The following is a 26,667-nucleotide window of genomic DNA, read 5'->3' as shown; positions in this document are numbered from 1 at the left end:
CTCCCATGCGCATCCCCCTCCTGCTCGCCGTGCTCGCACTGGCACTGCTGCCCGCAACGTCCATCGCAGTCCAGCTCCAGGACGGCGACCTGTTGTTCGTCACCGCCGCCCGCACCGGCCTGAGCGGCGCCATCGACGATGCCACCGCCAAACAGGACGCACCCAGCTTCGATCACGTGGCGCTGCTCGCCCATGACGGCACGGAACAGGTGCTGCTGCATGCAGACGAACAAGGCTCGCGGCAGCAGCCCCTGCAGGCGTTCGTCGAAGACGCCAATACCAGGCACCGGCAGATCCATGTGTACCGGCTGACGGAAGAACAGCGCAGCGCGATCCCCGGCGCCATCGCGCAGGCACGGCGCATGCTCGGCAAGCCTTACAACCAGACCTACGTGCAGGATGACAACAGCTACTACTGCTCGGACTTCATCGAGCGCGCCTTCCGCGCACATCACGTGTTTGCGCTGCAACCGATGAACTTCAGGAACCCGCAGACCGGTCAGGTGTCGCCATACTGGACCGAGTTCTATCGCAGCAAGGGCATGGCCGTGCCGCAGGGCCTGCCCGGCACCAATCCGAACGATATGGCCAAGTCGGCGGCATTGCGCGTGGTTGGTCGTCTGCACTGAGCACGGGTGCTCCCGGGTTCTCGATGATTCCGCGGGAGCTTGGGTTCTTCGAGCATCGAGAACCTGGCAGCGGCCCGTGTTATACGTTGCCATGCCAGTCGCGTCTTCCGGCATTGCTGGCATCGTCGATGTCGGTACGCACCCAACGCGACAGAACCGGCACGCGCGGTCCGCCACGTATCGACAGCCAGCTCTCGTCTGCACCGCTGCAACGGCACCACGCTTCACCACATGCAGGAGGCTGTATTGAACAAGCTGTTATGGGCTGGATTGGCAGTGTTGCTACTGACTGGCTGCGGCAAGGCACCACCGCCAGCACCCACACCCATTGCCAAAGCGACACCAGCAGCCACAGCGGATACGCCCGCTCACGCGCCTGCTAGCCAGCGTGGCAGTGGGCAACCGTATGAACTGGCCGATACGCAGGTCTGGGACGTGCCCGATCCGGCGACAGGCCGCACCTACCAGGTCTTCGTCGCGCTGCCACGCGGCTATGCGGACAATCCGCAGCATCGTTACCCGGTGTTGTATGCCACCGATGGCGACTATGCGTTCCCGCTGGTCAAGCAGATCGCGCGGCGCTTGAACGGCGAAGGGCCAGCCATCGCCGATTTCATTCTGGTCGGGCTGTCCTACGCAGTCGGCGACGAGCCCATGCCGAGCCGCAGACGCGATTACACGCCCACCCCGGAAGATGGCCCGACCGCAGCGCCGGTTGCCACCCACGGCAAGAGCTCCGACTACATCCGCTACCTGCGCGATCGCGTGCTGCCGTTCGTCGCCAACCGCTACCGGACCGACGAACAGCGGCGCCTGTATCTGGGGCACTCGTACGGCGGCCTGCTGGGCACGCAGATCCTGTTGAGCACACCGGAGATGTTCGCCGGCTACATCCTGGGCAGCCCCTCGTACTGGTATGGCGAGCACGCGATGGTGCCGCAGGAAAACAGCTTTGCCGCGTCGCATACCGACCTGCCGGCGCAGGTGTACATGTATGTCGGCGAATACGAGCAGGTGCGCCACCACCAGAATTACGACATGGTCATCGACGCACAGAAGATGGCGCAGACGCTGCGCGCGCGACACTATCCATCGTTGCATCTCGCGCTGGAGGTTCTCGATGACGAAGACCACTTGAGCGTCGCACCGCGCGGCATCACGCACGGGCTCAAGTCCTTGTTGCGCAGCAGCTCCTCACCGGGCGACACGCGCTGATCGACCCGGCAGTGCAACAGCGCTCATTCGCCAGCCGTATCGCAGTCGTGGCAGACGCCTCGTCCCGTTCAACCACCCGCTAGCAACCACCCACAGGCCCCCAACCCATGCACGCACCAACGCCGGCGGTTTCCAATAGCGCACTGACCACACACGGCCACGCGTCCCACCGCATTGCGCTGGGCGAGCGCAACGTCCTGCAGCCCGGCCGCCTACGCTGGCTGCGGGCGATCGGCTGGGCGGTCCTGCTGCTGGTGGCGGTCGCCACGTTGGCGCCCATGGCCGGCAGGGCCGTCGGCAGCCTGCTGCCCAAGGACTCCGGGCCGCTGCAACTGATTGCCAGCCTGGTCGGTATCGCGGTGGGCTTGGCGGTCTACGTGGTGGCGGTGCGCCTGGCCGAAGGACGGCGCGCCAGCGAGCTCGCACTACGCCCGATGTTACCGCAGCTGAGCATTGGACTGTTGATCGGCGCGGCCATGTTCGCCGCGGTCATGGGCATCATGGCGCTGTTCGGGCTGTACGACATCCAGGCGCTTGGCCCGGCGCCGGCCTGGACGGCGGTGCGCAAGGCCTTGCAGGCCGGGGTGATCGAAGAGCTGTTGTTCCGCGCCATCTTTCTGCGCCTGGTATGGCGCGCGTTCGGCCCGTGGGTGGCGTTTATCGCCTCTGCCGCGCTGTTCGGTTTCGGCCATATCGCCAACCCGCATGCAACCGCGTTTGCGGCGATTTGCATCGCACTGGAAGCAGGCATCCTGCTGGGCGCGTTCTATGCCTTGACCGGCCGCATCTGGATGTCGATCGGCGTGCATATCGCCTGGAACTTCACCCAGGGCTATCTGTTCGGTGCGGCGGTCTCCGGGACCGACATGGGCCCGGCCATTGCCCGCAGCACGGCAACGCCCGGATTTCCGCAATGGCTCACCGGCGGGGCCTTCGGCCCGGAAGCCTCGCTGCCCGGCGTGCTCATCTGCCTGGCGGTGGGTCTGTCGGTATTGTGGCTGGCGTGGCGCGCGGGCAGCTTTGCAAAGCAGCCCTGACCGGTCCTGGCGATGGCAACGCGCTGCCGCGCCCGCATGGCCAGGCAGCGCGCCGACACGGGCATGGCCTTGCCGGCTGCTGCCGCACGCCCGCACCACTACCCCGGCATGGATCGACCTGCACCTTCCCCCACGCGTCAGGCAACACCGCCCTCCCGCCAGGCAGGCACATCGCACTGGCACCGCCTTGCCATCGCGCAGACATCCGGCCTCCTAGGCTCTGGGCATCGACAACCCGACGCATGCCTGCCGGCTCCACATTGGCGCCAGGCAGCATGCTCCTGCAGAGGTGCACATGGCTTTGATCCACTCCCTCCTGATGAGCGCCGTCGCCGGCATGCGCTCGATGACCCCGCTGGCCGCAGTGGCCAACGCTGCGCGCACCGGCAAGCTCCCCGCCGACAACGGCGCGCCGGCACTGCTCGCCAATCCCCTCGCATCGGCCGGCATGCTGGCGCTGGCCGGTGGTGAGCTGGCCGGCGACAAGATGAAAACCGCTCCCGACCGCATCGTGTTGCCCGGCATGATTGCCCGCATCGCCACCGGCGTCATCGTCGGCACCGCGCTGGCACCGCGCCATCAGCGCGGCGTGGCTGCCGTGCTGGGCGCGACCACCGCAGTGGCGGCCGCCTACCTTACCTTCAACGTGCGCATGCGCGCGATCGAACGCTATGGCCAGACCAGCACCGGTGTGGTCGAGGACGCGATCACGGTGGGCGCTGCGACGCTGATCATGCGCGACGCGGCAAAGCACTAGCCCAACACCCGGTGCCTGGGTCCGTCACCTGACGCAACCGCGTGCCGCGCCGCGGCGACGGTCACCCCACCGTCGCCCTGGCGCAGCAACAGCACGATGCCCGACAGCGCTGCGGCATGTCGCCGCAGCGCAGGCATCCGGGTCTAGACGGGCCGGTAGATCGCACAGAGCTTGTTGCCATCCGGGTCGCGCACGTAGGCCAGCCAGACCGCTCCCATGCGGCTCTCACGCTCGCCCGGCGGATCCTCGATGGACACCCCGCCTGCAGCCACGGCCGCGTCGTGGAAGGCCTGCACCTGCCCGGGCGAACTGCAGGTGAAACCGACGGTGGCGCCGTTGCCGCTGGTCGCCGGTGCATCGTTGATCGGCTCGCTGACGGCGAAGGTGCTGCCGGCATGGCGATAGAACAGGCGCACATGGCCGGAGCCGGCGGGGTTGACCAATGGCTCGGCGACACCGAGCACGCCGCCGAGCACCGCGTCGTAGAACTGCCTGGATCGCGCAATATCATTCGATCCCACCATCACATGATTCAGCACTTACCGCTCCTGTTGGTCACCAAGGCGCACAGCTTAGTGCACGCCATGCGGCAGTGCGCCCGAGCGCTGCGCCGTGCAGCCGCCGGTTGCATCAGCCGCCACGCCCATGCGGCGCCTGCAGATCCAGCACCGGCCCCAGCGGCACGATGCCGGTGGGATTGATGGTGCCGTGACTCTGGTAGTAATGGCCTTTGATGTGCTGGAAATTCACCGTGTCTGCAATACCGGGCACCTGGTAGAGCTCGCGCAGGAATCCAGACAAGTGGGGATAGTCGGCAATCCGTCGCAGGTTGCACTTGAAGTGCCCCACATACACTGCATCGAACCGCACCAGCGTCGTAAACAGCCGCCAATCCGCCTCGGTGAGCACCTCGCCGCACAGATAGCGGTGCTCGCCCAGGCGCACCTCCAGCCAGTCCAGTGTCTCGAAGAGCGGCACCACGGCTTCTTCGTAGGCGGCCTGCGTGGTGGCGAAGCCCGCCTTGTAGACGCCGTTGTTGACGGTGTCGTAGATACGCGTATTGAGCGCATCGATCTGCTCACGCAGCGGAGGGGGATAAAAGTCCCCTTCGGCCGCACCAACGGCATCGAAGGCGCTGTTGAACATGCGGATGATGTCGGCCGATTCGTTGCTGACCACGGTATTGCGCTCGCGATCCCACAGCACCGGCACCGTCACCCGCCCGGAGTACTGCGGATCGGCGTTGAGATACACCTCGTACAGGCGCTTGGCGTGGTGAACCGGATCGGCGATCACGCCCGGGCCAGGATCGAACGTCCAGCCCTGGTCGCGCATCAACCAGTTCACCACCGACACGTCGATCATCGCCTCCAGCCCTTTCAGGCGCCGGAAGATCAGCGTGCGATGCGCCCATGGGCAGGCCAGCGACACGTACAGGTGATAGCGACCGGGAGCAGCCTGAAAGCCACCCTCCCCGTGCGGACCAGGGCTGCCATCGCGCGTCACCCAATTGCGGAACTGCGATTGCGAGCGTTCGAAACGCCCGCCGCTCTTGTCGGTGTCGTACCAACTGTCCTGCCACTTGCCGTCGACCAACAGGCCCATGCCGCGTTCTCCCGCTACACCAGTAGGCCGCAACCCTAGCCCAGCCGATTTGGAGAGTGCGTGAGTGGGCCTGCTGGCATGAGCAACCGCGACCAGCCATCTGCGCTGCAAGACCGGAGATCAACGACTGCAAGGCAATCGCGGCCCCTGCACCGCATGCGGCCGGCAACGCGCGCTATCTGGCAATCACCGACGTGCCGGAAGGCACCATATAGCAGGCCTGCGCCTTCTTGCAGGCATCGGCGTTGAGCTCGGCGATCTGGCTGGCCAGGTACTGCTCGGGCGTCAGACCCATGCGATTGCGGTACGCATTGTCGGCATCGGCCTTGGCCACCTGCTCCTGTTCACGCTGCCGCTCAGCCGTGGTGGCCTCGACCAGCGTCTTGACCCGTTGCTGCTGTGCAGCGGTCAGGTTCATCTGCTGCAGGACATCCGGGTTGGGACGTGCGCGGCCCAAGGTGATGTTCTGGATCTCGATCGGCAACTGCTGCCCCTTGACCAGCGCACGCACGTTCTGGGTCACCGAATCGTCGATCTGTCTGGCGGTATCGGGATCGCTCATCATCCTGGTCATGTCGTAGCGCTTGACCTGGTCGCGCACGATGGACGCATATTGGCTGGCGACATTGTTCTTGAACCAACCCTGCCCGAAGCCGGACAACAACACTGCCGGTGCGGTGATCCGGTACTGAATCTGCGTGGAGAAATCCAGCAGGATATTGCCACTGGACGAAAAGTCGTCGAAGGCCACCTGCACGGTCTGCGGCGTCACATCCACATAGGTGGCGGATGTGGTCAGCCACGCATACGTCCGACCCGGGTCACGCACGTCGTCCAGGCGGATTCCGCCTTTACCGAACAGCATCGGTTTATCCACCAACACCGCTTTCTGGCCCGGGTCGGGCGATACCACCGTACACGCACACAGCAAGCCGGCCAACCCACTGGCAAGCATGGAAGTCTTCATCGATGTCCCCTGAATGTCCGGGCGCCTATCCGCCCGGTGGGTGAAAGACTACCCAATCGTCCAGGCGATCACATCCCTGCGTTCGGCATGGGATCTGCTCAAAGAGCAGATCCCCGTAACCGGCTCACCCTCACGCCGTTCCATCAATCGCGGCGGCCGCCTTGCCAGAAGAGCCCGTCTCACGTCATCCGGTGCTGCGGTGCAATCGCTTGCTCCCGCAGTTGCTCATGCTGCTGTAACTGCTGCTGCGTTTCGCCCAAGGACTGCAGCTGCGCCAAGGAGTAGGCGACGGGCTGCGCGATCGCATCACCGGTTCTCATGTGCGCCATCTTGTGCGCTGGATCGTTCAGAGCTCCCTCCACAACAAACACGTTCTCGCCTTGCCGCGCTGTAGCCGTTTTTTCGCTCAATACAACATGATCGATCCGTGACAGCCCATGCTCCCTGGCCAAGGACGCGGAGCTGGCCGCCAGGCGTGAGCTATTTTCGTCGTACTCCCTGCCAAGCCCTTGCTCAAGGCGGCGCACTGCCTCCTCGGCCTGGCGATGCAGCGGGTCTATCGGCGTGCCATCAGCAACCAGGCGACCGGTATCGACCTGTGTCTGGTTATCGGACAAGATGAGTTGCCACAGATCCCGCTCAGGCTTGGGGTGTCGCACCTCCCTGTTCAACTCACTCTCCGGAAAAGGCGCCTTGAGATTCTGAATTTCAGGCTCGTTATGCAGTACCTTCGGCTCGCCTTCATAGCCTTTGATGCCTCCGAGAACGGTCTGGCGATAAAGGCCAGCATGATTCAATGCGGCCCAGCTGAAGTCGACACACGAGTTGGAAAACGTGTCGTATCTCATGTCGAAGCCGTGCTTTGCAGGGTCGGCTGCAAACTCTCGGATTCTGTCGTACTGATCCTTGCTGATTTCCATCGTTCTTGCGTACTGAGGGTCCCTGTAATTTTCTACATCTTTTCCGGACACTTCCCCCGGGATGTCATCCGAATCACTCCGCTGCGCTCTGGGCCTTGCGCTTGGTGCAAAGCCGAAGCTTTCATGGACATCGCCGTGGGAGGTTCCCAGATACATGTGTCCGGTGAAGGATGTTCCCCCTTCTTTCAGCGGCGTACCGGGGGATGCAAGATAAATTGTGAGAAGGTAAGGGTCTTCCTTGGCCATGACTTATTTCCCTTTATTGAAGTAAGCAACAATCAGCTCAACATTTTTTTCATTCAAATCCGGCCGGTCACCGCGGAGCTCAACAACAAGGCGATATCTCCCGGGCACAGCCCTTTGCACCTGGGCCAGACTGAGCACGCCATACACCGAGCGCTGGTCGAGAAGTCCGGCATCCTTGAGCATTGCACTGTCTACGCTGGTCGATGTGGTAGCAGACACTTCACCACTTTCGGCAACGGGAAGTCGATGGCTCAAGTCCTTGCTGATACGCGTCAGTGCAATCTGCACAGGGGCTGCGCCATCCACGCGCGTCAGATGCAATCTCGCATGGAACTCTCCATGGTTGATCGAATCCTTGATCTCGTACATGGAAGTCGCATCCGCCGCCCACACGCGCAGGCCCAGCATCAAATCAGCAGATGCACCAGGGCGAGGCGGCGGAAGATCAAACTCCAGATCCGCGATCGTGCCGGCCTTGTCCAGGGCAACGGGGCGCGTTAGTGGGACCACAGTTCGCTTCGCGGCCGCTTCGCGGCTGATCGGGGGCGCCGGATTCGACTGCTCTGGAGCAGCACCGCACGCAGCCAATCCCGTCATCGCCGCGACAAGGGCTAACCGACGAAAATACTGAAGCGCAAATGCTGGCATGGCGGGTCCTTCCTGTCTGGACGTGGTGTGGGTCTCCCACAGAACCGTGTTGCCGGCCCCATGTACGGCCGATTCTAAAGGGTGCCAGCGCGCTGATGAGGGAAACCAGGCACCCGCATGCGGCATCAGTACACCTGGTTGGCAGCAACAGCCGGCCCCTGCACCTTCGGGGCTATCGTAGCCACCAGTTGCTCGGGCGTCGCGGCGGCAACTCGGCCCCTACACCCCCATCGATTGGCGCCACGGCCCCACAATCGGCGAAAATGCCTGCGCTGCGGCCGATCGCTTGCCTCCAGCCGGCAGCCTGCCGCCGTTCTTGCCGGCCCCTTCCCGCTGTCTGGCAGCCGGCCGCTCCCGCCACGCCCCTGTACCGCTTCTTTCCGGATCCATCTTGAACACCAACGTCCCGCCCGTGCCCGCCAACGACGACCTGCCGCTCACCGACCGCCTGCGCGCGGCGCTGGACCTGCTGGAGGCCATCGAGGCCGACCGCAGCGTGCTCGACACCCTGCCCGAGGCCTACCGCGTGCGCCTGCACCAGGTGGTGGCCAGGGTCTATCACCCCGAGCCCAAGGCGCGGCGGCAGCTGCTCAAGCAGCGCGAGCGCGAGCGGCACCAGGAGAAGGTGCGCAAGGCCGAGGCGCTGCTGGAGCAGCGCGGCATCCGCGCACTGCGGCGCAAACCGGTGTTCAGTACGCCGAACTTCTTCCCGCCGCATGCCGCCGGCCTGCACGATGCGCACAACGGCGAAAACGCCACCGCCGCACCGGAGCCCACGCATTCGCCGGAGTTGCGCCACTGCTACGTGTGCAAGCAGAAGTTCACCCAGCTGCATCACTTCTACGACCAGATGTGCCCGACCTGCGCCGAGCTGAACTACTTCAAGCGCACCGAAACCGCCGACCTGCGCGGACGCGTGGCGCTGCTGACCGGCGGCCGGGTCAAGATCGGATACCAGGCCGGCCTGAAACTGCTGCGTGCCGGTGCGGAACTGATCGTGACCACGCGTTTCCCGCGCGATTCGGCCGCCCGCTATGCGCAGGAGCCGGACTTCAACGAGTGGGGCCATCGCCTGCAGGTGTTCGGCCTGGATCTGCGCCACACCCCCAGCGTGGAAGCGTTCTGCAGCCAGCTGCTGGCCACCCGCGACAGGCTGGACTTCATCATCAACAATGCCTGCCAGACCGTGCGCCGCCCGCCGCAGTTCTACGCGCACATGATGGCCGGCGAAACCGCCGCGCTGCATGAGTTGCCGGACACCGTGCGCAACCTGGTCGGCCATTACGAAGGCCTGCGCACGCCCGAACCACTGCGCGATGCCTCGGCGATGGCGCTGCCGGCAGTGCATGGCCGCGGCCTGGACGGCGCCGATGGCCTCACCCGCGCCGCCGAGTTGTCGCAGGTGGCGTTGCTGGACGACGAACTGGTTGGCCAGCAGCACCTGTTCCCGGAAGGACGGCTGGACCAGGACCTGCAGCAGGTGGACCTGCGCGGGCGCAACTCCTGGCGCCTGCTGATGGACGAAGTGCCCTCGGTGGAGCTGCTGGAGACCCAGCTGGTCAACGCCATCGCGCCCTTCATCATCAATGCGCGGCTGAAGCCGCTGATGCTGCGCACGCCCGAGCGCGACAAGCACATCGTCAACGTCTCGGCGATGGAAGGGCAGTTCTACCGCAACTTCAAGACCACCCGGCATCCGCATACCAACATGGCCAAGGCCGCGTTGAACATGATGACGCGCACCTCGGCGGCCGATTACCAGAACGACGGCATCCACATGAACAGCGTCGACACCGGCTGGGTCACCGACGAGGATCCGGCCGACATCGCCGCGCTCAAGGTCCAGCAGGAACGCTTCCACCCGCCGTTGGACATCGTCGACGGCGCCGCCCGCATCGTCGACCCCATCATCCACGGCGCCAACACCGGCGAGCATGTGTGGGGGCAGTTCCTCAAGGACTATGCGCCCACCGATTGGTGAGCGCTGCCTGCAGCCGGCGCTTCGCGTGATGCCGCCAGCGGCACGAAGCGCGCGCCGCTGCGATCATGCAGCAGCGATTGCAAGCGGCGTCCGCCGCAGATGTTGCGGCCATGTGCATAACGGCCGAGCTCCCTTTTCACCCCATTGACTGTGCCACCGCTAGCGTCAGGGTCAACCAACCGAGACGCACACATGACAGAGCACGGCAAGCCCAACCCGATCATCGACACCCTTTCCAACGTCATCGGCGCCATCCGTGCCGACGACGACATGCACGACCTGGCCCAGGCCCACGATGCGCTCGAACCCAAGGCCATCGAAAAGCTCACGCCGGCCGAAGCCCGGCAGCAGCCAACCATCGCCGATGCGGTCAAGAAGTTGCTGCAGGATCAGGGCAAGACCGCCGATCCCGAGGTGCTGGTACCCGGCGTCAAGCGTACCTCCCACACCCTGGAAACGCCTGCCGGCAATCTTCCTGCCTTCGTCTACACCCCGCAGGGCGGCACCGCACTGCCGGTCATCGTCTATTTCCACGGTGGTGGCTGGGTGATCGCCAATGCCGAGGTCTACGACGGCGGCGCGCGCGGACTGGCCAAGGAAACCGGCGCCATCGTGGTCTCGGTCGACTATCGCCAGGCGCCCGAACACAAGTTCCCCGCTGCCTGGGACGACGCACTCGCCGCCTACGAATGGGTGCTGGCAAACGCGGCCAGCATCGGCGGCAATCCGCAGCGCGTTGCCCTTGCAGGCGAAAGCGCCGGCGGCAACCTGGCCATCGCCACGGCCGTGGCCGCACGCGACAAGGGGCTGCAGGCACCGACGCATATCCTGGCGGTGTACCCGGTCGGCCAGACCGGCAGCCTGCACACCGAGTCCTACATCGAAAACGCCATCGCCAAGCCCTTGAACAAGGCCATGATCGAATGGTTCGTGGGGCACCTGATCCGTAGCGATGCGGACAAGGCAGATACGCGCCTGGACCTGGTCAACGCCAACCTGCGCGGCCTGGCACCGGTGACGATCATCAACGCCACCATCGACCCGCTGCGCAGCGACGGCGCCAAGCTGGAAGACGCACTCAAGGAGGCCAACGTACCGGTCGAGCGTGAGGTCTACACCGGCGTGACGCACGAGTTCTTCGGTTGTGCGGCCGTCGTTGCCAAGGCAAAGGCTGCGCAGGAGTATGCGGGCAAGCGGCTGCGTGAGTCGTTTCGCTAAGCAAGCCACGGTGTTTGGCACGCCGGTCGTGCCACGCAACAGCAGGAATAGATAATGTTCAAACGAGGGCCGCCCTGGCAAACCAGGCGGCCCTCTTTTAGTGGCCTCAGTTTGGGCGTTATAAAGACTCTTACTGTCGGGGGCAGCGTATTGGCTCGCAGCCTGACTCGTACGCGGCACGATGTGACAAGCCCGGGACCAAAAGGACTACTGCGGCAACTCCTGCCGCAGCCATTGCATGTACGATCCAGCCAGGGGAGGCGTCGCGGTCAGACAAGGAGTTCGTCATGAGTGAAATCCACTCCAAACGTGCAGTTGCCTATGCGCAGGTCAGGCGCGCACTGCAATCCGGCCGGTATCCGCCCGGTCAGCGCATCGACCCGGCAAAGCTGGCCACCGAGTTGAAGATCAGCTCCACGCCAGTTCGCTTTGCGCTGTATCGCCTGGTCGGCGAAGGCCTGCTCATCGATCACGCACGCTATGGCTTTCAGGTGCCGCTGCTCACCGAGGTCGAGTTGCGGGATCTGTACGACTGGATGGAGCGCCTGTTGCGGATGGCCTGCGATATGGGCGTTGCATTGGTGCCGCATGCCCCTGCCGAGCTGGAATCCACCAGTGCAGCGGCAGACGTGGTCAAGCAGACCTGGAAGCTCTTCGACGCCATCGCCCGTGCCACCGCGCACTGGTCGCTGCACCACGCGGTCAGGCAGACCAATGACAGGTTGGCCCCGGTGCGACGTGCCAAACACGGCCTGCTCGACGGGCTCGAGGAAGAACTGGCAGAGCTCACGCTGCACTGGCAGCAGCGTGAACTTGCGGCGCTGCAAACAGCGTTGCATGCCTATCACGTACGCCGCATCCAGGCCGTGCCGCGCATCGTGGCGGTCATGCATGAGCGCAGCCGTCAGGTTTGACAGCGCGGCCACGCTGCTGCCAGTGCAGCTTGACCCTGCGGCGCTAAGTGCTGCGCTGCATGCCTACATGCGCGTCGCATCCAGGCCGTGCCGCGCATCGTGGCGATCATGCATGAGCGCGGCCGTCAGGTTTGACAGCGCGGCACTGACTGTCGCCAGCGCTACGCCTCGCAAGATCCACATTCTGTGCTGGCGCACCGCCGGCAGCGTGCGCCTGATGTGGAATGAATGGCGCGATGCGACGCCACCGGCCAAGGTTGCACGGTCATCTTCGATGGCGGTCACACAGTGCATTTAATTATGACGGTGTTACGACTTAATCATTTGAAAATCAATACACCCGTTTCCTAACGTGTCTGTGTCATGGATCCCCATGGCACAACCAGGAGACAGCGATGAACATCAATGACACCACCCACAGCGATGCATCCAGCGAGATCACGGTGCTTGGCGTTGCCAGCACCGACACCAAGGGCGGCCCGCTCGCTGGCGAAGAAATCGGCGGCTTCAATGTGCCGGGCATTTCCGAAGAGTGAACCCGAGGCGTGCCTGAGCGCACGCCCCTCCCACCAGGAGTAGAGACCATGGATACCAGCAACAACGACGCGCATACCACGACGTCTGGCCAGGATCTCATCGTGCTTGGCATCGCAAGCCTGGACACACAGGGCGGGCCATTGGCAGGCGAAGAAATGGGCGGCATCACCACGCTGGGCATCAGCCAGGACTAGGCACTGCCAACGCGCGCAGTCGCCACTCGGCTGTACATGCCGGTGAGCAACTTCCCAGGCCACGGGGCGCACTGCAACGGTGCGCCCCTTCTCCCTCTCAAGGACAGCGCCATGCAACGCTACACATTGCGCGACGACCTAGCGTTCTGCCGCATTGGCGAGCGCCTGGTGTTCCTGGATGTCTGTAACGACCGCTACTTCCGCCTGCCCGAAGCACTGGAGCACTCCCTGCTCACCTATCTGGCGCAAGACCCGGTGTCGGACCTGGAGATCAACGACCTTGTTGAACGGGGACTGCTGGTGGAACGGTCGCAAGCGACCGTAGGCCCGCAGCCTTCCGTCATGCCTGTTGCGCGTAGCGCGATGGAAATGCCCGCGCCGGCGCGACGACCACAGCTGCTTGAAAAACTCGAGGTACTGGCACTTGTGCTGTCCACACGCCTGGCATTGAAGCGCAACCCGCTTGGCAGGGTCCTTGGCAGCCTCTCCGCTGCAGCACAGGGTCGGGGGATGCAGCAACGCCCGCTCGCCGAACTCGAGCAACGGCTCACCGATGCGGCATCCGTCTTCCGGCGCGCACGCGTGTGGGTGCCGGTCGAGATGCGCTGCCTGCTCGATTCAGTCGCACTGGCAAGATTCCTGCGTCGGCGCCAGCTCGACGCCCAGGTTGTCTTCGGCGTCGCACTCGATCCGTTTTCGGCCCATTGCTGGGTCCAGACAGGCGATCTGGTCCTGAACGACACGGTCGGCAACGTCCACGCGCATACCCCCATCCGGGTGGTGTGATGTACCGCTACATCGCCTTGCTCAACCATGCGCAGGCACACCGCGATGGCAACCGCGCCGCTGTCGATGCGTCGTTGCGACAGATCGGGTTACAGCTACGGCAACGCGCTGGGCATATCGACCTGTATGCATCAGACGACACGCCCGTGCTCGACCTGCCTGGTGGTGGCGCGCTGATCGGCCATGTCTTTTCGCAGCGCGACAACGCCCCCTTGGTCGACGGCGCATCGCTGCATGCGTTGTCCGCAGCACAGCGGACGCGGCACCTGATCGAGACGCACTGGGGCGAGTACCTGCTGTTGCACGCACCGCACGCGGACCCGAGCTCTATCACCGTCATGCGCGAACCTTCCGGCGGCGTGGCATGCGTCTACGGGCTACAGCATGGCTTCATCACCTCAGACATCTCGATCGCCACGCATGCGGGTGTGTACACGCGTGAGATCGACTGGGACGCCATCGCCCATCATCTGCACTACCCGCACCTCAAGACCGAGCGCACCGGGCTTGTCGGCGTACGCGAATTGCTGCCGGGCAGCCAGCTGTGTCTGCAGCCCGACCGCAGCAGTGTCGAACACGTCTGGAACCCCTGGGATTTCGTCGCAGCCTCTCGGCGCCGGCACGACCCACTCGACGCACAGGCGCAGCTGCGTCAGGCGGTGGCCTCCAGCGTCACCTGTTGGGCGCAGACCGATGCGTCCGTGCTGCTGGAACTCTCTGGCGGCCTGGACTCTTCCATCCTCGCCGCATGCCTGAAAGACACCGCCGCGCGCGTTGCGTGCTGCAATCTGGTCACGCCGGTGCCTGGCGCCGACGAGCGGCACTATGCCCGGCAGATGAGCGATCTGTTGGGCACCGAGCTGATCGTGCGCACCCTGGGACTCGACGCTGCACCGGTCGATTTCGCACCGCCGGCACATGCGGTCGCGCCCAGCACCTGGTTTCTGCAGCATGCCTCCAATGCGCTGAAAGAAGCGATCGGCACGCAGCTGGCCATCACCAGCTTCTTTTCCGGCGGCGGTGGCGACACCGTGTTCTGCAACACCAGAACCGCCGCACCCGCCGCAGATGCCTTCCGTGCAGGCGGCCTGCGCGCCGGTGTCAGCGCAGTCCATGCGCTTGCCGAGCTGCACCAGTGCACGCTCTGGAAAGCAGGAAGGTTGACGATCAGGAAACTCCGCGCCAAGGCCGGCCCGCCGCGCACGCCGGAACGATCGTTTCTGCCGAGCACGCAGGCTGCGGTTCCATTGCAATCACATCCCTGGTTCGATGCCCCACCCGACAGCCTGCCCGGCGACCGCGAACGTATTGTCGATCTGGCCGGCACCCAGGTGTTCCGCGATGGACTGGCGCGCAGTGCGTCGTGGCACCTGCGCATGCCGCTGCTGTCGCAACCGGTGGTGGAAGCCTGCCTGACAGTGCCAAGCTGGATGTGGATCGCTGGTGGCCGCAATCGCGCCGTGGCACGCGATGCGTTTGCGGATGCGCTGCCTGCACAGATCCTGCACCGCCGCAGCAAAGGCACCTTCATGAACTACTCCGGCGCGGTCTATCGTGGGGGCAGGCAGCAGATCCGCGATTATCTGCTGCAGGGTCGGCTTGCAGGCCAGGGCCTGCTGGATGCCGATGCCCTGCGCCACCATTTCGACCATACATTGGCCGACGGCGACCACAGCGTCATGCGCATCTTCGACCTGTGTGCGGTCGAGAACTGGGTCCGTCATCAGCGCTGACATTGCCTGCGCTGCGTAGATGCGTGCCGCCCGCATGCCAGCGGACCACGCGTCAGCCGCACCACGCACGCTAGTTGCCACGCGCCGGCAGTGCCGCCTTGATTGCACGCCAGCGCGCGTACTGGGCGGCCTTTTCCGGTGCAGGGTCCTGGTAATCCTGCAACCAGAAGCGGAACCAGTCGACGTTGCGCGCATACACGGCCAACTTGTGCCGGGGCTGGAACTTCTGGTGCGGCTCGTTTGCAAACACGTACAACTCGGCGCGTTGCGCACGCAGTAGTGGAATCAGGTAGTCCAGCGCGTACAGATACTCTTGCTCGGAATGCTGGAACAGGATGGGCGCGCGAATCCGCTCCAGCTTGAACGCCGGCGACAGTGCCTTCCACCGCTCGGGTGTCTGCTCCGGTGCACCCAGGCCCCACATCTCGCGCAGCCCCTTGAGGAAGGGCTCGCCCTTCATGCTGCCGAACAGGTAGTACGACGGCGACACCACCGGGTTGGCCACCGAAGCCGCAGCCAGCAGGTTCGACTCGGTCACCGTCCACAGGGTCACCGCACCGCCGAAGCTCAGCCCGCCCATGCCCACCCGCCTGCGATCGATGCCCGCCTGCGACGACAGCAAGGCCACCGCGCTTTCCACCGCCGCCAGTCCTTCGCCGTGGCGTTCCACCGCATCCATGGTGTACCCGGGCAATTGATTGATGCACAGCGCTGCGATGCCCACCTGCGCCAACGCGGCCAGCGGCCACTCATCGCCCACGCCACCGCGCACGAAGCCCGGGCAGCTGTAGTAGGTGACAAACAACGGCACCTGGCCGTCGCCGTGGCCGCGTGCCGCAAAGAACTGCCCGCTGTAGTGCCGTCCGCGGGTATCGGTCCACTGCAACAGGCGCGCGGGCGTCGCGTTTGCCATGTCCACCGCCAACGCCGCATTGGGGTCGAACAGGACGCCGCGCGTGCCGCTGTCCAGCGCGATGCGTTCCAGGCGTGGCGGGCGGTCGGCATCGGCCGTCACGCAGACCAGTGCCGTGGCCGATGCGCCACAGTGTGCCGATGGATCGCGCCCGCCATTGATCAACCCGCCGCCCTGCACTACCAGCTGCACCTGGCCGCTGGCCGGGTCCCAGCGGTGGATGGATTGCGCAAGCCCCAAGGCGGGATCGGTGATGGTGAACAACACCTCCGCACTCCCCGGGCGCCACTGCACTGCAGTGATTGCCTTTCCCACGCAGGCCGCTGCCGTACAGCGCACGGCCTTGCGCGCATGTGCACCGGGCAATACTGACAGCGCCACGTCCGGCCGGGACAGCTGCCCACTGCCGTCACCCACGCGCGACAACACCGCTACCGCACCGCCTTGTGGCGCGCGCGCAGATTTCCACACATCGCCGACCAGGCCGCGCAGCGCGCTGACGTCGGGCTCTGCGTCAGGTCGCTGTGCATCGGCGAGCACCTGTGTGGCCCCAGTCGCCAGATCCAGTGCCATCCACCGCGCCGGCACCCCGGCCGACAGCCCGGTACGATCGAACCACGCCGAGCCGAAGCGCTGCGTGGCCAGGCGCCCATCGACATTGCCGGAACGGAACAGGCCCTGCCCGAGCGGCACCGTCTCGTCGATCCGGATGCCCTGCGCATACTCGTCCTGCTCTGCCGACAGCACCTGCGCGCGCGTCGCACCGATGCGGTAACGCAGAACGCGCCCGTCCGCATCCAGCGAAAACTCCTGCACATCCGCCGCATCGTGCGTCACCGGCTCCGCCCCGGAACCGTCCGCCGCCGCCCGCCACACCGCGATGACGCCATCGATCAACGCGCGGTAGTACAGCCAACGGCCATCCGGCGACCACAGCACCTTTGCAGGCAAGGACCCGCCAGCCGAATCGCGCAACGGCACGCCGCCATCGGCAACGCGTCTGGGCGCGGCATCCTGCAGGCCCTGCACATACCAGACGCTGTCGTAGGTATTGCGCTGCACCGCTGCCTGCTCGGTGCGAAAGGCCACACTGCGGCCGTCCGGCGACAGCGTGGGGCTGCCGATATCCACCACCTCCAGCAAGCGCTGGGGCGATACCGCTTGCGCGTGGCACACGCACGCACCTGCCGTCATCAGCACGCCTGCAAGCAGCAGGCGCCAGGTTTCTTGATTCCTCACGCACACACTCCTCTCAGCAACGCTCAAGGGCCATGCCTGTACATCGGCGGCGGCAGGCAGCCGACGCATCACCAGCGCTTGGACACCGACACGCTCACGAAGCGGCCGATTGCCGAATAGTTGGTGGAGTCGTACGGGGCCACGTACAGCGGCGAGGTCACCCGGTACAACGGCGGATCGCGATCGAAGGCGTTGTCCACCGATACCCCGAACTCCAGCCCCGCCCACGCATCGCGGCGTGCGCCGGTGGCGTAGCGCAACGCCATATCGAATGTGGTGAACGATGCCGACTCCACCCCATCGGCGCGGTTGCGCACCCCGCCGCGGTAGTTGCCGAACAGCGAGGCAGTGAGCCCGCCCTGCTTCCATACCGCGCCCACGCGGCTGCTCAGCCTGGGCGGGTTGAACAGCGTGCCGGCCAGATCGAACGCCGGTTGCGTGGGCAACGTCTGCTGCGTGCTGTCCAGCCAGCTCGCCGCCCCGCGCAAGGTCAGCGTGCCGCGCGCCAACGCCACCTGGTAGCTACCGCTCAGGTCCAGACCCTCGATATCCTGCTGCGCCACGTTGGCGTATTGCGTGTAGATGATTGCCGCCACCCGGCTCGGGTCGTAGGCGACGCCGGCGAAGTTGGAGAACCGGCTGGCGAGCGCAATCACATCGGCCTGCGCCTGCGGCGTCGGCATACGGTCCACGAAGGGCGCGTAGATCGGATTGCGCAAGGCCTGGCTGGCATTGGCGATCGGCTGCAGCACGCGGTTGCTGTAGTCCACCCCGAACCAGGTCAGCTCCGCCTCCAGGCCATCCAGCGCCTCGGGGTGCCAGGCCAGCGAGACCGAGCGGGTGATGGCGCGCTCCGGCTGCAGATCCTGGTTGCCGCCATCGGCCACCAGCACCGTCGTCCCGGCGGGAAAGCCCACCCCGCCGAACGCGCCCGGCTGGAACAGCCACGCCTCCTGCGCGTAGTTGCGCTCGAACAACGTCGGCGCCTTGAACGACTTGCCCCACGATGCCTTGAGCGTCACGTCGCTACCAGGCGCATACAGCACACCGAACTTGGGCGTTGTCACCCCGCCAAAGCTGCTGTAGTCCTCCCCGCGCACCGCCGCGGTCAGCGTCAGTCGCTGCACACCGGGCACGCCCTGCGCCGGGTCCACCACTGGCAGGCTCACCTCCGCATAGGCAAAGCGCGCGCTTTCGCTGCCGTCGATCGTCTCCACGCCGTTGACGTGGTTGACGTTGCGGAACGTGTTGCTGCGATACCCCACCCCTGCGGCAAGGCGCGCATCGCCTGCAGGCAATGCGAACAGCGGCCCTTCGGCACCCAGCTCGTAGCTGCGGCTGTCGTTGCAGTAGCACAGGTCGGTCACGCTCACCGCCCCGCTGGCCAGCGCCGTTTCCTGGCGGTATTGATCGTGCTTGCTGTTGCCGTCGGTGGCGCCCAGCGTCAGCGTCCAGTCGTTGGGCAACCACACCGCAAGGCTCGGCGACAGCAGCAGGCTGGTGGTGGTCGGCGTGACCCGGCTGTTGCGGCCACTGACAGCATAAAAGTGCAGCTGGTCGCGTTCAGTGCGTAACGCATCCAGGCGCAGCTCGGCATTGTCGCCCAGCGCCTGGTAGGCACTCAGCAGCCCGCTGCGCAGGTCGCTGCCCGGATACAGCGTGGACGGGTCCACCAGCTGTGTGGTGTAACTGCGCTGACGGCTATAGATGGGGTCTGCCGAGACGTCCTGGTAGGTCGCAATCACGCCACCGCTGCGCCACGTGGTGCCGGCCGTGACGCTGTATTGCCGCGACGTGAGCCCACCCTGCGTCGCCCGCCCGAAGCGCGTACCGACGTTCACCCCGTCGTAGTCGCGCTTGAGGATCACGTTGCCCACGCCACCCACTGCGTCCGACCCATAGATTGCCGACGCACCGTCGGCCACGATCTCCAGCCGCTCCACTGCCTCCACCGGGATTGCGCTGAGATCCACCGCCTGGGTGAATCCACCATAGGCAAGCCGGCGCCCATTGAGCAGGGTGAGCGTGGCATCGGCGCCCAGGCCGCGCAGGTTGAGGCTCGCGCCACCGGTCATGTTCTGGTTCGCATTGCCGGCCCCGGCCAGATTGCCGCTCAACACGCCGGGGTTCTGCCCACCGGAGAAGTTCTGCGGCACGCTGCGGATCACCTCGCCCAGATCGCTGAAATCCTCTTCCTGGATCCGCGCAGCGCTGATCGAAATCACCGGCGACGGAACTGCACCGCCCTTGATGCGCGTGCCGGTGACTTCGATGGACTCCAACTCGGTCGCGGCGGTTTGCGCTGGCGGTGCTGCCGCAATCGCAGGCTCCGGCGGGCCGGGTCTGGCCGGCTCGCCTGCGTTCGGTGCCACGGCTGCCGGCGTTTTCTGCGCCGCTGCCTGAGGTCCCGTCGCCACCTCCGCCGTCGCCGACTGTGCCCCCACCGCACCTGCCGCCCCGCTCGCCATGGCGAACAGGGCGATGGAAATAGCGTTGCGTAACGTACGTGTCTTCATGCTGCGTCCTTTGGCTTGCCTGGGTTGGCCCGCCGACGGCGCACTCCGGTCGGCCCGGTGCGCACCGCCAGCTGAGCAAGATGGGTCCTGCACCTGACTGCTGAAACACGGTCACCGCAACGCGGCGAACAGTGATCAGAATCGCTAACTGTTTTGCTTGCGAGCAATCGTCGCGCACGCAAAGTGCCACGGCACCCATCCGGGCCCCGACACGTCAATCGCTGTGTGCGCTATTGCCCTCCCCCACCACCTGCTGCGCGTTCGACGCGCTATGTACGCATCGCCATCGCCAGTGCACGCCTTGCGACGGCTACGTTGGCAGGCGCCTCAACGCGCTGCGTGTCGGCTTCTACTGCAGGTACCGGCACGCGTTGCGCGGCAGCGTGTTGCTGCGCCCCATGGCCGTGCAGCGACAGCAGTGCCATCCCCGCCACTGCCAGCCTGCTGCGTGCATGATCAAAACCGACACCGCTCCCCGTTACTGCCCGTCGTGCGTGCATGTGCATCCTTCGCGTCCTGGGCGCGGCACCATCGCCATTGCGTCCCCGACAACAAGTGATGTTGCGCAAGCGCAATGCCCTACCAACAATGTGTGCAAGGTGCAGGCAGCGCTGCAGTAGAGCGCACATTCAACGGTCCATGCGACGGGCAGTGCAGAGTGCCGAGTGCGCGCTACTGCCTCAGCAGGTGATGCACCGCATAGCCGATCGCGGCAATCAGCATCGCTGTCAGCACCAGCCAGGGCCAGCGACGACGTCGACCGGAGAGTGGCGTCAGCAGCTCCAGATCGCGTGCAGTGGCGGCCTGCAACTCGGGATCATCCAGCACCGCCGACGCGTGTGCGTCCACCTCGAGCAACTGCTGGTAGGCCGCATGGTGGCGCGGGTCGGCAGCCAGCCATGCCTCACGTGCGGCGCGCTCGGCCGCGTTCTCGCTGCCCCGTCGCACGAGATAGGCGGCCGCCTGCGCATGGATGCGCTCGGACTCTGCACGCATGGCTGGTGACTCCTGGCGGGCGGTCTCCCTGCGCCCTCGCGCACGATGCTACCAGCAACTTCCGGCGGCGCCAGCCAGCCGCCTCGCAGGCCGGTTACTGCGGCAACTCCCCCACGGCCGCGCGGCACGCCAGCAGCGCACGGCTGATGTGCTTCTCCACCATCTTGATGGAGATGCCCATCTTCGCGGCGATCTGCGGATAGGTGAGCCCGTCGAACCGACTCAGCTTGAACGCAAGCCGGCACTTTGGCGGCAGCTCGAGCAAGGTGCGCCTGAGCAGCACATCGAGCGTCTGGCGCGCCTCGGCAATCTCGTCCACGCCGGCCTCGTCGGCCCTGATCGGCGCCACCTGATCCAGCGACACATGCTGCGCCGCCAGCCGCCGCTGACGCGAGCGCCGCAGCTCGATCACCAGATTGTGCGCGATGCGATACATCAGCAGCCGGCGGTCGCCGATGTTGGGCGCATCGCGGTACACCATCATCCGCGAGAAGGTCTCCTGCGCCAGGTCTGCCGCCGTCTCGGCATCGCGCGTACGGCGGCGTAGGTACACCAACAGCTCAGGATGCAGTGCGGCCAGCGCCTGGTCGAACTCGGCACGCAGGCGCTCCCTTTCCCCAAGCGACAGCTGGCCGCGCGCCGCAGGCGGCCCGTCACGCGAGCTCATCGTAATCGCCGCGCCTTCGGCCAAGTGCCGCTGCCCACCAACGCCCCCACGCATCTTGCGACACAACACACCAGCGCCATGCGCGCGCAAGGGCCGTGCAAGTGGATCTGAACATGAGCAGTGCAGCCAAAAGGTGGAGAGTGGGTGGTGGGCACCGCACCCCGAACCGCAGCCCCACCTCTTCCTCTATGACGGCAAGCGATGCTAACCCCCTACGTTTTGCGCGTTAGTCAGCCTGGAGCATGACCACCACGCGCTCGACACTAGATCGCTGCACGCAGCGGAGCGCGGCATCGCCTGGTTGCCACGCTTTTCCCGCGCACTTTATGCAAACAGCGAGGCGGCACGCTTTAGCAGTTGCAGATAACGGATACGCCGCTTGCTACGAAGCGTGCACTAGACCAATGCATAGCCGAGAACAAATGAGCCCCCATATTGCAGTCAGCAGGCACATACATACGGCAGATGCAAAGCGAAACGGGCAGACTATCGTCTGCAGTGCTGATGACGGAATCAGGGCACGCTGCCATCCGGATTCGGACGCCGCGTAGATCGATGCAACCAACTTACGCCACACGCATAAAAGCAAAGGAAACCCGACGTAATGGACTACCTCATGCGTACCGCCTGGATGTTCGCAGGGCTTGCCGGCACCCTTATCGCCGCGCCAATTGCTGCACAGTCAACCATCGGTAAGCCTGAGCCAACCGCATTGACGGCAGCTCCCCATACATCTGCCGTTGCGCAGCATGTGGAGGCCAAGCCGCTTGAGCCAGGCGAATACATTACAGATGCGGGATGGGGCCGGTTGCTGCTGACCAAAGACAATGGCGCGCTCCGATTCTCCGTAGAAAGCACCACCGGCCAATCCATGTGTTCATTGCAGGGCACCGTCCGCGGCACGCAAGGCAACGCAGAGGATGAAACTGGTGCTACAGGCTGCAAGGTTCGGTTCTCACCAGTCGCCGAAGGCATCGACGTCGCAACGCCCACCCCAATGGAATGCAAAACCCTGTGCGGCTATAACGGCGGTTTTGAGGCGCGCTACCTTCGTGCCCCGACAGGCTGCGACCGCGACGCCATTGCCCGCACGCGCGCGGTGTTTCAGCAGCACTACGATCGCAAGGACTATCAAGCAGCGCTCTCTACACTGTCTCCCATCCTGACGCAGTGCGGGCAGACACTGGAATGGGACGAGAAGGGAGATATGCGCAACGACCTGGCAATCACCCAGTACAAGACTTCCCAGTACACGCAATGCCTGGAAACGCTGCACGACTACACTGAAGATGCAGCGTCACCAGACGATGCGGTGACGGACAACTGGCCGCCTGTCCTTGCCGATCGCTATCTGGCAATCGTCCGCGCAGCTAGAACCAATATTGGGTTGTGCAAAAAAGGGCTTGCCAGGCAAAAGAAGGACTAGCCGTGACCGACAGGCTCAAACACGAAAGACATCGGGTAGCGCACGACAGATAGCGATGGCATACGGCTTGGCTCCCTTCAGCGGTAAAGCGATGTTTTCCAGGCATCGGGCAACCAGCACAGCATCTCGCCTACCTCTCGCAGCATGCCGCAGGAGAATGCGTGCGACCCTGCACGAGGCAGCCAAATGTATGAGGCGTCACACCATACGGTGCTGTGGGGCGATCGATTGCTCGCGCTGCTGCTCCTGCTGCTGGGAGTGCTGCTGGCGCTGCGTCTCGTTCAAGGCCTGCAACTGCGCGAGAGACTGCTCAACCGGCTGTGCAATGGCGTCATTGGTCTTCATATACGCCATCTTGTGAGCGGGGTCGTTCAACGCGCCTTCCACCACGAAGACGTTCTCGCCCTGTCGCACGGACTTGGTGTTCTCGCTCAGTACGACATGATCGATCCGCGCCAGCCCGTTTTCCTTGGCTAGATACGCGCTGCTTGCTGCCAGCCGTGCGCTGTTGTCGTCGTACTCCCTGCCGATGCCTTGCTCAAGGCGACGCACGGCATCCTCGGCCTGGCGATGAAGTGGATCATGCGCCTGTGGATGCGCGGCTACTGCATTGACCTCGCCCGGGGACACCTGATTACCGGGTAGATGCGCCTCTCCGATCACTTTCTGCCACCAAAGCTGATCGGGCTTAGGATTACTGCGCTCCCGGTTCAACTCACTGTTGGGCAAGGGGGCATGGATGCTCTTGATCTCGTCGACATTCCCTACCGGCTTGAGCGCGCCTTCAAAGTCCTTGTCGACCCCCTGTCTGGTCGTACGATGCAGTCCCGCATGGTTCAGCGCACCCCACGTGAAGTCGATGCAGCTGTTGGAAGCGCCACCGTACTCCATATTGAACCCATGTTTCGCAGGCGACTTGCCGAAGTCTTTTAGCTTCTCGTACTGCGACTGATCGATTTCCATCGTGCGCGAGTAATAAGGATCTTTATAGTTCCTGACGTCATCCTTGAATACCTTTCCTGGCCCGCTAGACTCGCCGTGTTCAGCGGGAGCAAACCCATAGCTATTAACTTCCTTGCCGTCGCTTACTGTGTAGTACATGTGGCCGGCCATGGAGTTGCCGCCGGTGATCAAGAGTGGGGTGCCCGCCGCAGCGACGTAGACGGTGACGGTGTAGCGCTTGTCGTGATCATCCATGTCTCGCCAACCTTATTTTGCTTTGTGAGTGTAAGCAACCAACAGCTGAGCGTTCTCATCTAGCAATGCCTGCCGGTTCTGATCAATACGCAATCGAAGACGATAGCGACCAGCCTGGAGGGAAGTACTGTAGGCAAACGCGAGCTCCTCGGAGACCGTGCCGGTCGGGGGTAGCCCGGCGCGTGCCATTGTCGCGACATCTGCATTTAGCGCAAACAACCCCTTTGCAATGCCGTCTGCGGCGATGGCAACAGGCAACTCTTGTTCTCTTCCGACACGCTGACTGCGCTGCAGCTCCACCGGAACCGCCCCGGCCTGCTCGATACGTTCCAGATGCACGACTGCAATGATATCGGCACGCACCAGACGGTCGGCGGCATCCGCTACCGTGCCGGTCTCACGTCCCGTCAATAGAACGCCGATGAAAATTGGTGGACTCGCGTCATCCGGCTGGGCAGGTACGTCGAACTCAAGCACCATTTCTTCGCCGTCGTGCGGAAGCAAGCTTCGCGTCAATGGCACCGTGGTTTGCATAGCTGACTGCTCCTTTGCGATGGAGGTATTTGCGGGGGGCGATTGCATGCTGCAGCCTATGATCAGACCGATGATCGATGCTGCAACGGCAAAGCGCATTCGACCGCTTGTAATAAGCACCGTATCTCTCCTGTGAGTGTGATGCTGGATCTGAGGTTCAAGACAAATCCGCGTCCAGGACCATGGGCCATCTTAGCTGCATCTTCTGCGGTCACTATGCAACGTCGTATCGCTTACTCACCCCGCATGGCCAACTGCACTTACGGCGGCGGGCAGGCGTGTGGGCGGCCGAGACTTACCTTATTCTGTTGACCCTCAGCGCGTCATTGACGGGCCGGCCTGGGTAACGGCTTGCTGCGACTGCTCCAGCGCCTGCTGCTGTTCGCGTGCCTGGGCCTGGGTCTGGTTGATTGCCTGCAGGCGATCGAACGACTGGCTCTCTGGTGCCTGCACGACATCCACCGTCGGCATGTGTGCGCGCTGGTGTGCCGGGTCGTTGAGGGCGCCCTGGACGACGAAGACCTTCTCGCCGCCGGCCAGCTGAGGGGTTGGGTTGTTGAGCACTACATGATCCACCCGCGACAGCCCTTCCTCTTTGGCCAACGCAAGCAGGCTGGCAGTCATGCGCTGGCTCGCCCCGTCCCACTCTTTGCCGTGCTGGGCGTCGAGCTGCATCACACCACTTTTGATCTGCTGATACAGCGCGTAGTCTGGGTGGCTTGGCTGTGAAGGAGTCTGCGCCGGGAAAGGTGGCGATTGCGGATCGCGCTCTCGCAGCTCCTGCTCCAGCGCCCAGGCAGAAATCGGCGAGACGTGCAGGTGAGTGTCTTTGCTGTGCTGGAAGAGCCCAGGGGTTGGCGGCTGCGTACTACTGTCCAGGTATGGCATGGGGCGGGTATCGCTGCCCAGGTCAATGCCGTTGTGCTCCAAAATTTCTTCTTTAAATCCCAGGCGCTGCATGTCCAGGATCATTGGCTGCTCCGGCTCGCCGGGCTTTGACTTGTTGTAGTGTCGCTCGTAGATGGCGGCTGCGCCGACCACCCACGGACCGTAATGGTTGACGTAGTCGGACTGGCCCGCATGACCGATACGAGTGTCCTTGACCGATTTGTCGAAGTAATTCACTCCCATTGCCTCGACGTTACCCGCAGTGGGCGACAACTTCAGGTCGCTATTGAACGTCAGGTTTGCCTTGGGCGTATAGACACTTGGATAACCGCTGCGCGTGACGAAATCTCTGGCCCGACCATCCGCAAACAGGTACACATCTTCAAGCGTAGGATTAGGGTTACGACTCTTGACCGCGCTCACGATAGCGTTCCATCCGGCTATTTCGGCCGTTGCTTCGTCCGCACGGTTACTGGCCAGCACCTTCTCGCCAGCAGCAGTGTAATCGTGCGTGCTACTGGCAATTTTTATTGCCTCTGTTTTGAACTGCTCCCGCGCCAGCGCAGCAGTGGGATTGTAAAGGCTATGCTGAATTTCGTGTCCCAAGACGAAAGTCAAATCGCCTGCTGCTGCATGCTTTCCGTTGGCATCATTCACCAGCGCTGCAAGTGGCAGATGAATTTCCTGATCGCGTGGATCATAGGTGCCTCCCGCATGCGGATCGTTTAACGGCGCGAAGCCTTTCAGCACCTTTTTCTGCACCGCCTCGTTGATTTGGCGGGTCAACTCGGGCGAATCGTTCAGGACCCGGTTGACGTTGTCCAGATGCTCACGTGTGACACCTGGTTGCTGACCAAATGACGCCACCACGGCACTTGCTTCTTGGCTCAACATGTCCGCTCCT

Annotated in this window: 25 protein-coding genes; 12 read left to right on the top strand and 13 right to left on the bottom strand. The window is 64.2% G+C overall.

Features of this window, described 5'->3' with window-relative positions; all coding sequences use genetic code 11:
• The first annotated feature begins 5 nt into the window (after nt 1–5).
• The 4 genes from H7A86_RS03045 (at nt 6) to H7A86_RS03030 (ending at nt 3,638) form a co-directional block, all read left to right on the top strand.
• A complete protein-coding gene (locus H7A86_RS03045; RefSeq protein ID WP_119130535.1) occupies nt 6–629 on the top strand; it encodes a YiiX/YebB-like N1pC/P60 family cysteine hydrolase in 624 nt (207 codons plus the stop codon).
• A gap of 231 nt (nt 630–860) precedes the next feature.
• Nucleotides 861–1,844, top strand: coding sequence for an alpha/beta hydrolase (locus tag H7A86_RS03040; RefSeq protein WP_180708121.1), 984 nt, complete (start codon nt 861–863; stop codon nt 1,842–1,844).
• Between the two features lie 107 nt (nt 1,845–1,951).
• Nucleotides 1,952–2,881, top strand: coding sequence for a CPBP family intramembrane glutamic endopeptidase (locus H7A86_RS03035; RefSeq protein WP_102583358.1), 930 nt, complete (start codon nt 1,952–1,954; stop codon nt 2,879–2,881).
• Between the two features lie 295 nt (nt 2,882–3,176).
• Nucleotides 3,177–3,638 (top strand): DUF4126 family protein, encoded by a 462-nt coding sequence (locus H7A86_RS03030; RefSeq protein WP_164738995.1) that lies wholly within the window; start codon nt 3,177–3,179, stop codon nt 3,636–3,638.
• 143 nt (nt 3,639–3,781) lie between these two features.
• Here the strand turns inward: H7A86_RS03030 and H7A86_RS03025 are convergent, their stop codons facing one another.
• From H7A86_RS03025 to H7A86_RS03005, 5 genes are all read right to left on the bottom strand, one after another.
• Nucleotides 3,782–4,177 (bottom strand): VOC family protein, encoded by a 396-nt coding sequence (locus H7A86_RS03025; protein WP_119130534.1) that lies wholly within the window; start codon nt 4,175–4,177, stop codon nt 3,782–3,784.
• 91 nt (nt 4,178–4,268) lie between these two features.
• Complete coding sequence (locus H7A86_RS03020; RefSeq protein WP_119130532.1) at nt 4,269–5,243, bottom strand: glutathione S-transferase family protein; 975 nt, start codon at nt 5,241–5,243, stop codon at nt 4,269–4,271.
• Between the two features lie 175 nt (nt 5,244–5,418).
• The gene (locus H7A86_RS03015; protein ID WP_119130530.1) at nt 5,419–6,198 is read right to left on the bottom strand and encodes an SPFH domain-containing protein; all 780 of its coding nucleotides are present in this window, start codon (nt 6,196–6,198) and stop codon (nt 5,419–5,421) included.
• A gap of 191 nt (nt 6,199–6,389) precedes the next feature.
• Nucleotides 6,390–7,286: an XVIPCD domain-containing protein gene (locus H7A86_RS03010; protein ID WP_425509747.1), complete on the bottom strand. Its 897-nt coding sequence runs from the start codon at nt 7,284–7,286 to the stop codon at nt 6,390–6,392.
• Nucleotides 7,287–7,379: 93 nt separating this feature from the next.
• The gene (locus tag H7A86_RS03005; protein ID WP_147421298.1) at nt 7,380–8,024 is read right to left on the bottom strand and encodes a hypothetical protein; all 645 of its coding nucleotides are present in this window, start codon (nt 8,022–8,024) and stop codon (nt 7,380–7,382) included.
• A gap of 391 nt (nt 8,025–8,415) precedes the next feature.
• On the opposite strand from H7A86_RS03005, the gene H7A86_RS03000 reads away from it, so the two are divergent.
• The 3 genes from H7A86_RS03000 to H7A86_RS02990 all read left to right on the top strand — a co-directional run bounded on the left by H7A86_RS03000 (nt 8,416) and on the right by H7A86_RS02990 (nt 12,137).
• Nucleotides 8,416–10,005: an SDR family NAD(P)-dependent oxidoreductase gene (locus H7A86_RS03000; RefSeq protein WP_119130524.1), complete on the top strand. Its 1,590-nt coding sequence runs from the start codon at nt 8,416–8,418 to the stop codon at nt 10,003–10,005.
• A 192-nt stretch (nt 10,006–10,197) separates the two neighbouring features.
• Nucleotides 10,198–11,223, top strand: a complete 1,026-nt coding sequence (locus H7A86_RS02995) for an alpha/beta hydrolase (protein WP_115675932.1) — start codon at nt 10,198–10,200, stop codon at nt 11,221–11,223.
• 287 nt (nt 11,224–11,510) lie between these two features.
• A complete protein-coding gene (locus tag H7A86_RS02990; protein WP_180708021.1) occupies nt 11,511–12,137 on the top strand; it encodes a GntR family transcriptional regulator in 627 nt (208 codons plus the stop codon).
• Nucleotides 12,138–12,200: 63 nt separating this feature from the next.
• Here H7A86_RS02990 and H7A86_RS02985 read toward each other — a convergent pair whose 3' ends face one another.
• Nucleotides 12,201–12,422: a hypothetical protein gene (locus H7A86_RS02985; RefSeq protein WP_147421297.1), complete on the bottom strand. Its 222-nt coding sequence runs from the start codon at nt 12,420–12,422 to the stop codon at nt 12,201–12,203.
• A 110-nt stretch (nt 12,423–12,532) separates the two neighbouring features.
• Here H7A86_RS02985 and H7A86_RS02980 point away from each other — a divergent pair, with 110 nt between their 5' ends.
• The 4 genes from H7A86_RS02980 (at nt 12,533) to H7A86_RS02965 (ending at nt 15,387) form a co-directional block, all read left to right on the top strand.
• Nucleotides 12,533–12,673, top strand: a complete 141-nt coding sequence (locus tag H7A86_RS02980) for a lasso peptide xanthomonin 1 (RefSeq protein WP_016903879.1) — start codon at nt 12,533–12,535, stop codon at nt 12,671–12,673.
• 48 nt (nt 12,674–12,721) lie between these two features.
• Nucleotides 12,722–12,868 (top strand): benenodin family lasso peptide, encoded by a 147-nt coding sequence (locus H7A86_RS02975; protein ID WP_104573314.1) that lies wholly within the window; start codon nt 12,722–12,724, stop codon nt 12,866–12,868.
• Between the two features lie 111 nt (nt 12,869–12,979).
• Complete coding sequence (locus H7A86_RS02970; RefSeq protein ID WP_119130653.1) at nt 12,980–13,654, top strand: lasso peptide biosynthesis B2 protein; 675 nt, start codon at nt 12,980–12,982, stop codon at nt 13,652–13,654.
• Complete coding sequence (locus H7A86_RS02965; protein WP_119130520.1) at nt 13,654–15,387, top strand: lasso peptide isopeptide bond-forming cyclase; 1,734 nt, start codon at nt 13,654–13,656, stop codon at nt 15,385–15,387. The genes H7A86_RS02970 and H7A86_RS02965 overlap by 1 nt, the downstream gene beginning before the upstream one ends.
• A gap of 70 nt (nt 15,388–15,457) precedes the next feature.
• Here H7A86_RS02965 and H7A86_RS02960 read toward each other — a convergent pair whose 3' ends face one another.
• The 4 genes from H7A86_RS02960 to H7A86_RS02945 all read right to left on the bottom strand — a co-directional run bounded on the left by H7A86_RS02960 (nt 15,458) and on the right by H7A86_RS02945 (nt 21,718).
• Nucleotides 15,458–17,539 carry an Atxe2 family lasso peptide isopeptidase gene (locus H7A86_RS02960; protein WP_232099232.1) on the bottom strand — a complete coding sequence of 694 codons (2,082 nt, stop codon included), beginning with the start codon at nt 17,537–17,539 and terminating at the stop codon, nt 15,458–15,460.
• Nucleotides 17,540–17,607: 68 nt separating this feature from the next.
• A complete protein-coding gene (locus H7A86_RS02955; protein WP_119130516.1) occupies nt 17,608–20,055 on the bottom strand; it encodes a TonB-dependent receptor plug domain-containing protein in 2,448 nt (815 codons plus the stop codon).
• 672 nt (nt 20,056–20,727) lie between these two features.
• Nucleotides 20,728–21,051 (bottom strand): DUF4880 domain-containing protein, encoded by a 324-nt coding sequence (locus tag H7A86_RS02950; RefSeq protein ID WP_119130514.1) that lies wholly within the window; start codon nt 21,049–21,051, stop codon nt 20,728–20,730.
• 94 nt (nt 21,052–21,145) lie between these two features.
• Nucleotides 21,146–21,718: an RNA polymerase sigma factor gene (locus tag H7A86_RS02945; RefSeq protein ID WP_232099218.1), complete on the bottom strand. Its 573-nt coding sequence runs from the start codon at nt 21,716–21,718 to the stop codon at nt 21,146–21,148.
• 604 nt (nt 21,719–22,322) lie between these two features.
• Between H7A86_RS02945 and H7A86_RS02940 the strand changes: the two genes are divergently transcribed.
• Nucleotides 22,323–23,144 carry a hypothetical protein gene (locus H7A86_RS02940; RefSeq protein ID WP_232099216.1) on the top strand — a complete coding sequence of 274 codons (822 nt, stop codon included), beginning with the start codon at nt 22,323–22,325 and terminating at the stop codon, nt 23,142–23,144.
• 198 nt (nt 23,145–23,342) lie between these two features.
• Here H7A86_RS02940 and H7A86_RS02935 read toward each other — a convergent pair whose 3' ends face one another.
• The 3 genes from H7A86_RS02935 to H7A86_RS02925 form a co-directional block, all read right to left on the bottom strand.
• Nucleotides 23,343–24,245 (bottom strand): XVIPCD domain-containing protein, encoded by a 903-nt coding sequence (locus H7A86_RS02935; RefSeq protein ID WP_180708120.1) that lies wholly within the window; start codon nt 24,243–24,245, stop codon nt 23,343–23,345.
• 108 nt (nt 24,246–24,353) lie between these two features.
• Complete coding sequence (locus H7A86_RS02930; protein ID WP_232099214.1) at nt 24,354–24,995, bottom strand: hypothetical protein; 642 nt, start codon at nt 24,993–24,995, stop codon at nt 24,354–24,356.
• 195 nt (nt 24,996–25,190) lie between these two features.
• On the bottom strand, nt 25,191–26,657 hold the full coding sequence (locus H7A86_RS02925) for an XVIPCD domain-containing protein (protein ID WP_180708020.1): 1,467 nt from the start codon (nt 26,655–26,657) through the stop codon (nt 25,191–25,193).
• Nucleotides 26,658–26,667 lie beyond the last annotated feature (10 nt).

Source organism: Xanthomonas euroxanthea, assembly GCF_903989455.1.
In the GTDB taxonomy this organism is placed as follows: domain Bacteria; phylum Pseudomonadota; class Gammaproteobacteria; order Xanthomonadales; family Xanthomonadaceae; genus Xanthomonas; species Xanthomonas euroxanthea.
Note: the sequence above shows the minus strand (reverse complement) of the source record. Positions and strands in the feature narration are given on the sequence as shown.

Coding starts and splice junctions, on each gene's coding strand:
- H7A86_RS03045 (WP_119130535.1), top strand. CDS start 6: ATGCGCATCCCCCTCCTGCTCGCCGTGCTCGCACTGGCACTGCTGCCC.
- H7A86_RS03040 (WP_180708121.1), top strand. CDS start 861: ATGCAGGAGGCTGTATTGAACAAGCTGTTATGGGCTGGATTGGCAGTG.
- H7A86_RS03035 (WP_102583358.1), top strand. CDS start 1,952: ATGCACGCACCAACGCCGGCGGTTTCCAATAGCGCACTGACCACACAC.
- H7A86_RS03030 (WP_164738995.1), top strand. CDS start 3,177: ATGGCTTTGATCCACTCCCTCCTGATGAGCGCCGTCGCCGGCATGCGC.
- H7A86_RS03020 (WP_119130532.1), bottom strand. CDS start 5,243: ATGGGCCTGTTGGTCGACGGCAAGTGGCAGGACAGTTGGTACGACACC.
- H7A86_RS03015 (WP_119130530.1), bottom strand. CDS start 6,198: ATGCTTGCCAGTGGGTTGGCCGGCTTGCTGTGTGCGTGTACGGTGGTA.
- H7A86_RS03010 (WP_425509747.1), bottom strand. CDS start 7,286: ATGTATCTGGGAACCTCCCACGGCGATGTCCATGAAAGCTTCGGCTTT.
- H7A86_RS03005 (WP_147421298.1), bottom strand. CDS start 8,024: ATGCCAGCATTTGCGCTTCAGTATTTTCGTCGGTTAGCCCTTGTCGCG.
- H7A86_RS02995 (WP_115675932.1), top strand. CDS start 10,198: ATGACAGAGCACGGCAAGCCCAACCCGATCATCGACACCCTTTCCAAC.
- H7A86_RS02990 (WP_180708021.1), top strand. CDS start 11,511: ATGAGTGAAATCCACTCCAAACGTGCAGTTGCCTATGCGCAGGTCAGG.
- H7A86_RS02980 (WP_016903879.1), top strand. CDS start 12,533: ATGAACATCAATGACACCACCCACAGCGATGCATCCAGCGAGATCACG.
- H7A86_RS02975 (WP_104573314.1), top strand. CDS start 12,722: ATGGATACCAGCAACAACGACGCGCATACCACGACGTCTGGCCAGGAT.
- H7A86_RS02970 (WP_119130653.1), top strand. CDS start 12,980: ATGCAACGCTACACATTGCGCGACGACCTAGCGTTCTGCCGCATTGGC.
- H7A86_RS02965 (WP_119130520.1), top strand. CDS start 13,654: ATGTACCGCTACATCGCCTTGCTCAACCATGCGCAGGCACACCGCGAT.
- H7A86_RS02955 (WP_119130516.1), bottom strand. CDS start 20,055: ATGAAGACACGTACGTTACGCAACGCTATTTCCATCGCCCTGTTCGCC.
- H7A86_RS02950 (WP_119130514.1), bottom strand. CDS start 21,051: ATGCGTGCAGAGTCCGAGCGCATCCATGCGCAGGCGGCCGCCTATCTC.
- H7A86_RS02945 (WP_232099218.1), bottom strand. CDS start 21,718: ATGAGCTCGCGTGACGGGCCGCCTGCGGCGCGCGGCCAGCTGTCGCTT.
- H7A86_RS02940 (WP_232099216.1), top strand. CDS start 22,323: ATGGACTACCTCATGCGTACCGCCTGGATGTTCGCAGGGCTTGCCGGC.
- H7A86_RS02935 (WP_180708120.1), bottom strand. CDS start 24,245: ATGTACTACACAGTAAGCGACGGCAAGGAAGTTAATAGCTATGGGTTT.
- H7A86_RS02925 (WP_180708020.1), bottom strand. CDS start 26,657: ATGTTGAGCCAAGAAGCAAGTGCCGTGGTGGCGTCATTTGGTCAGCAA.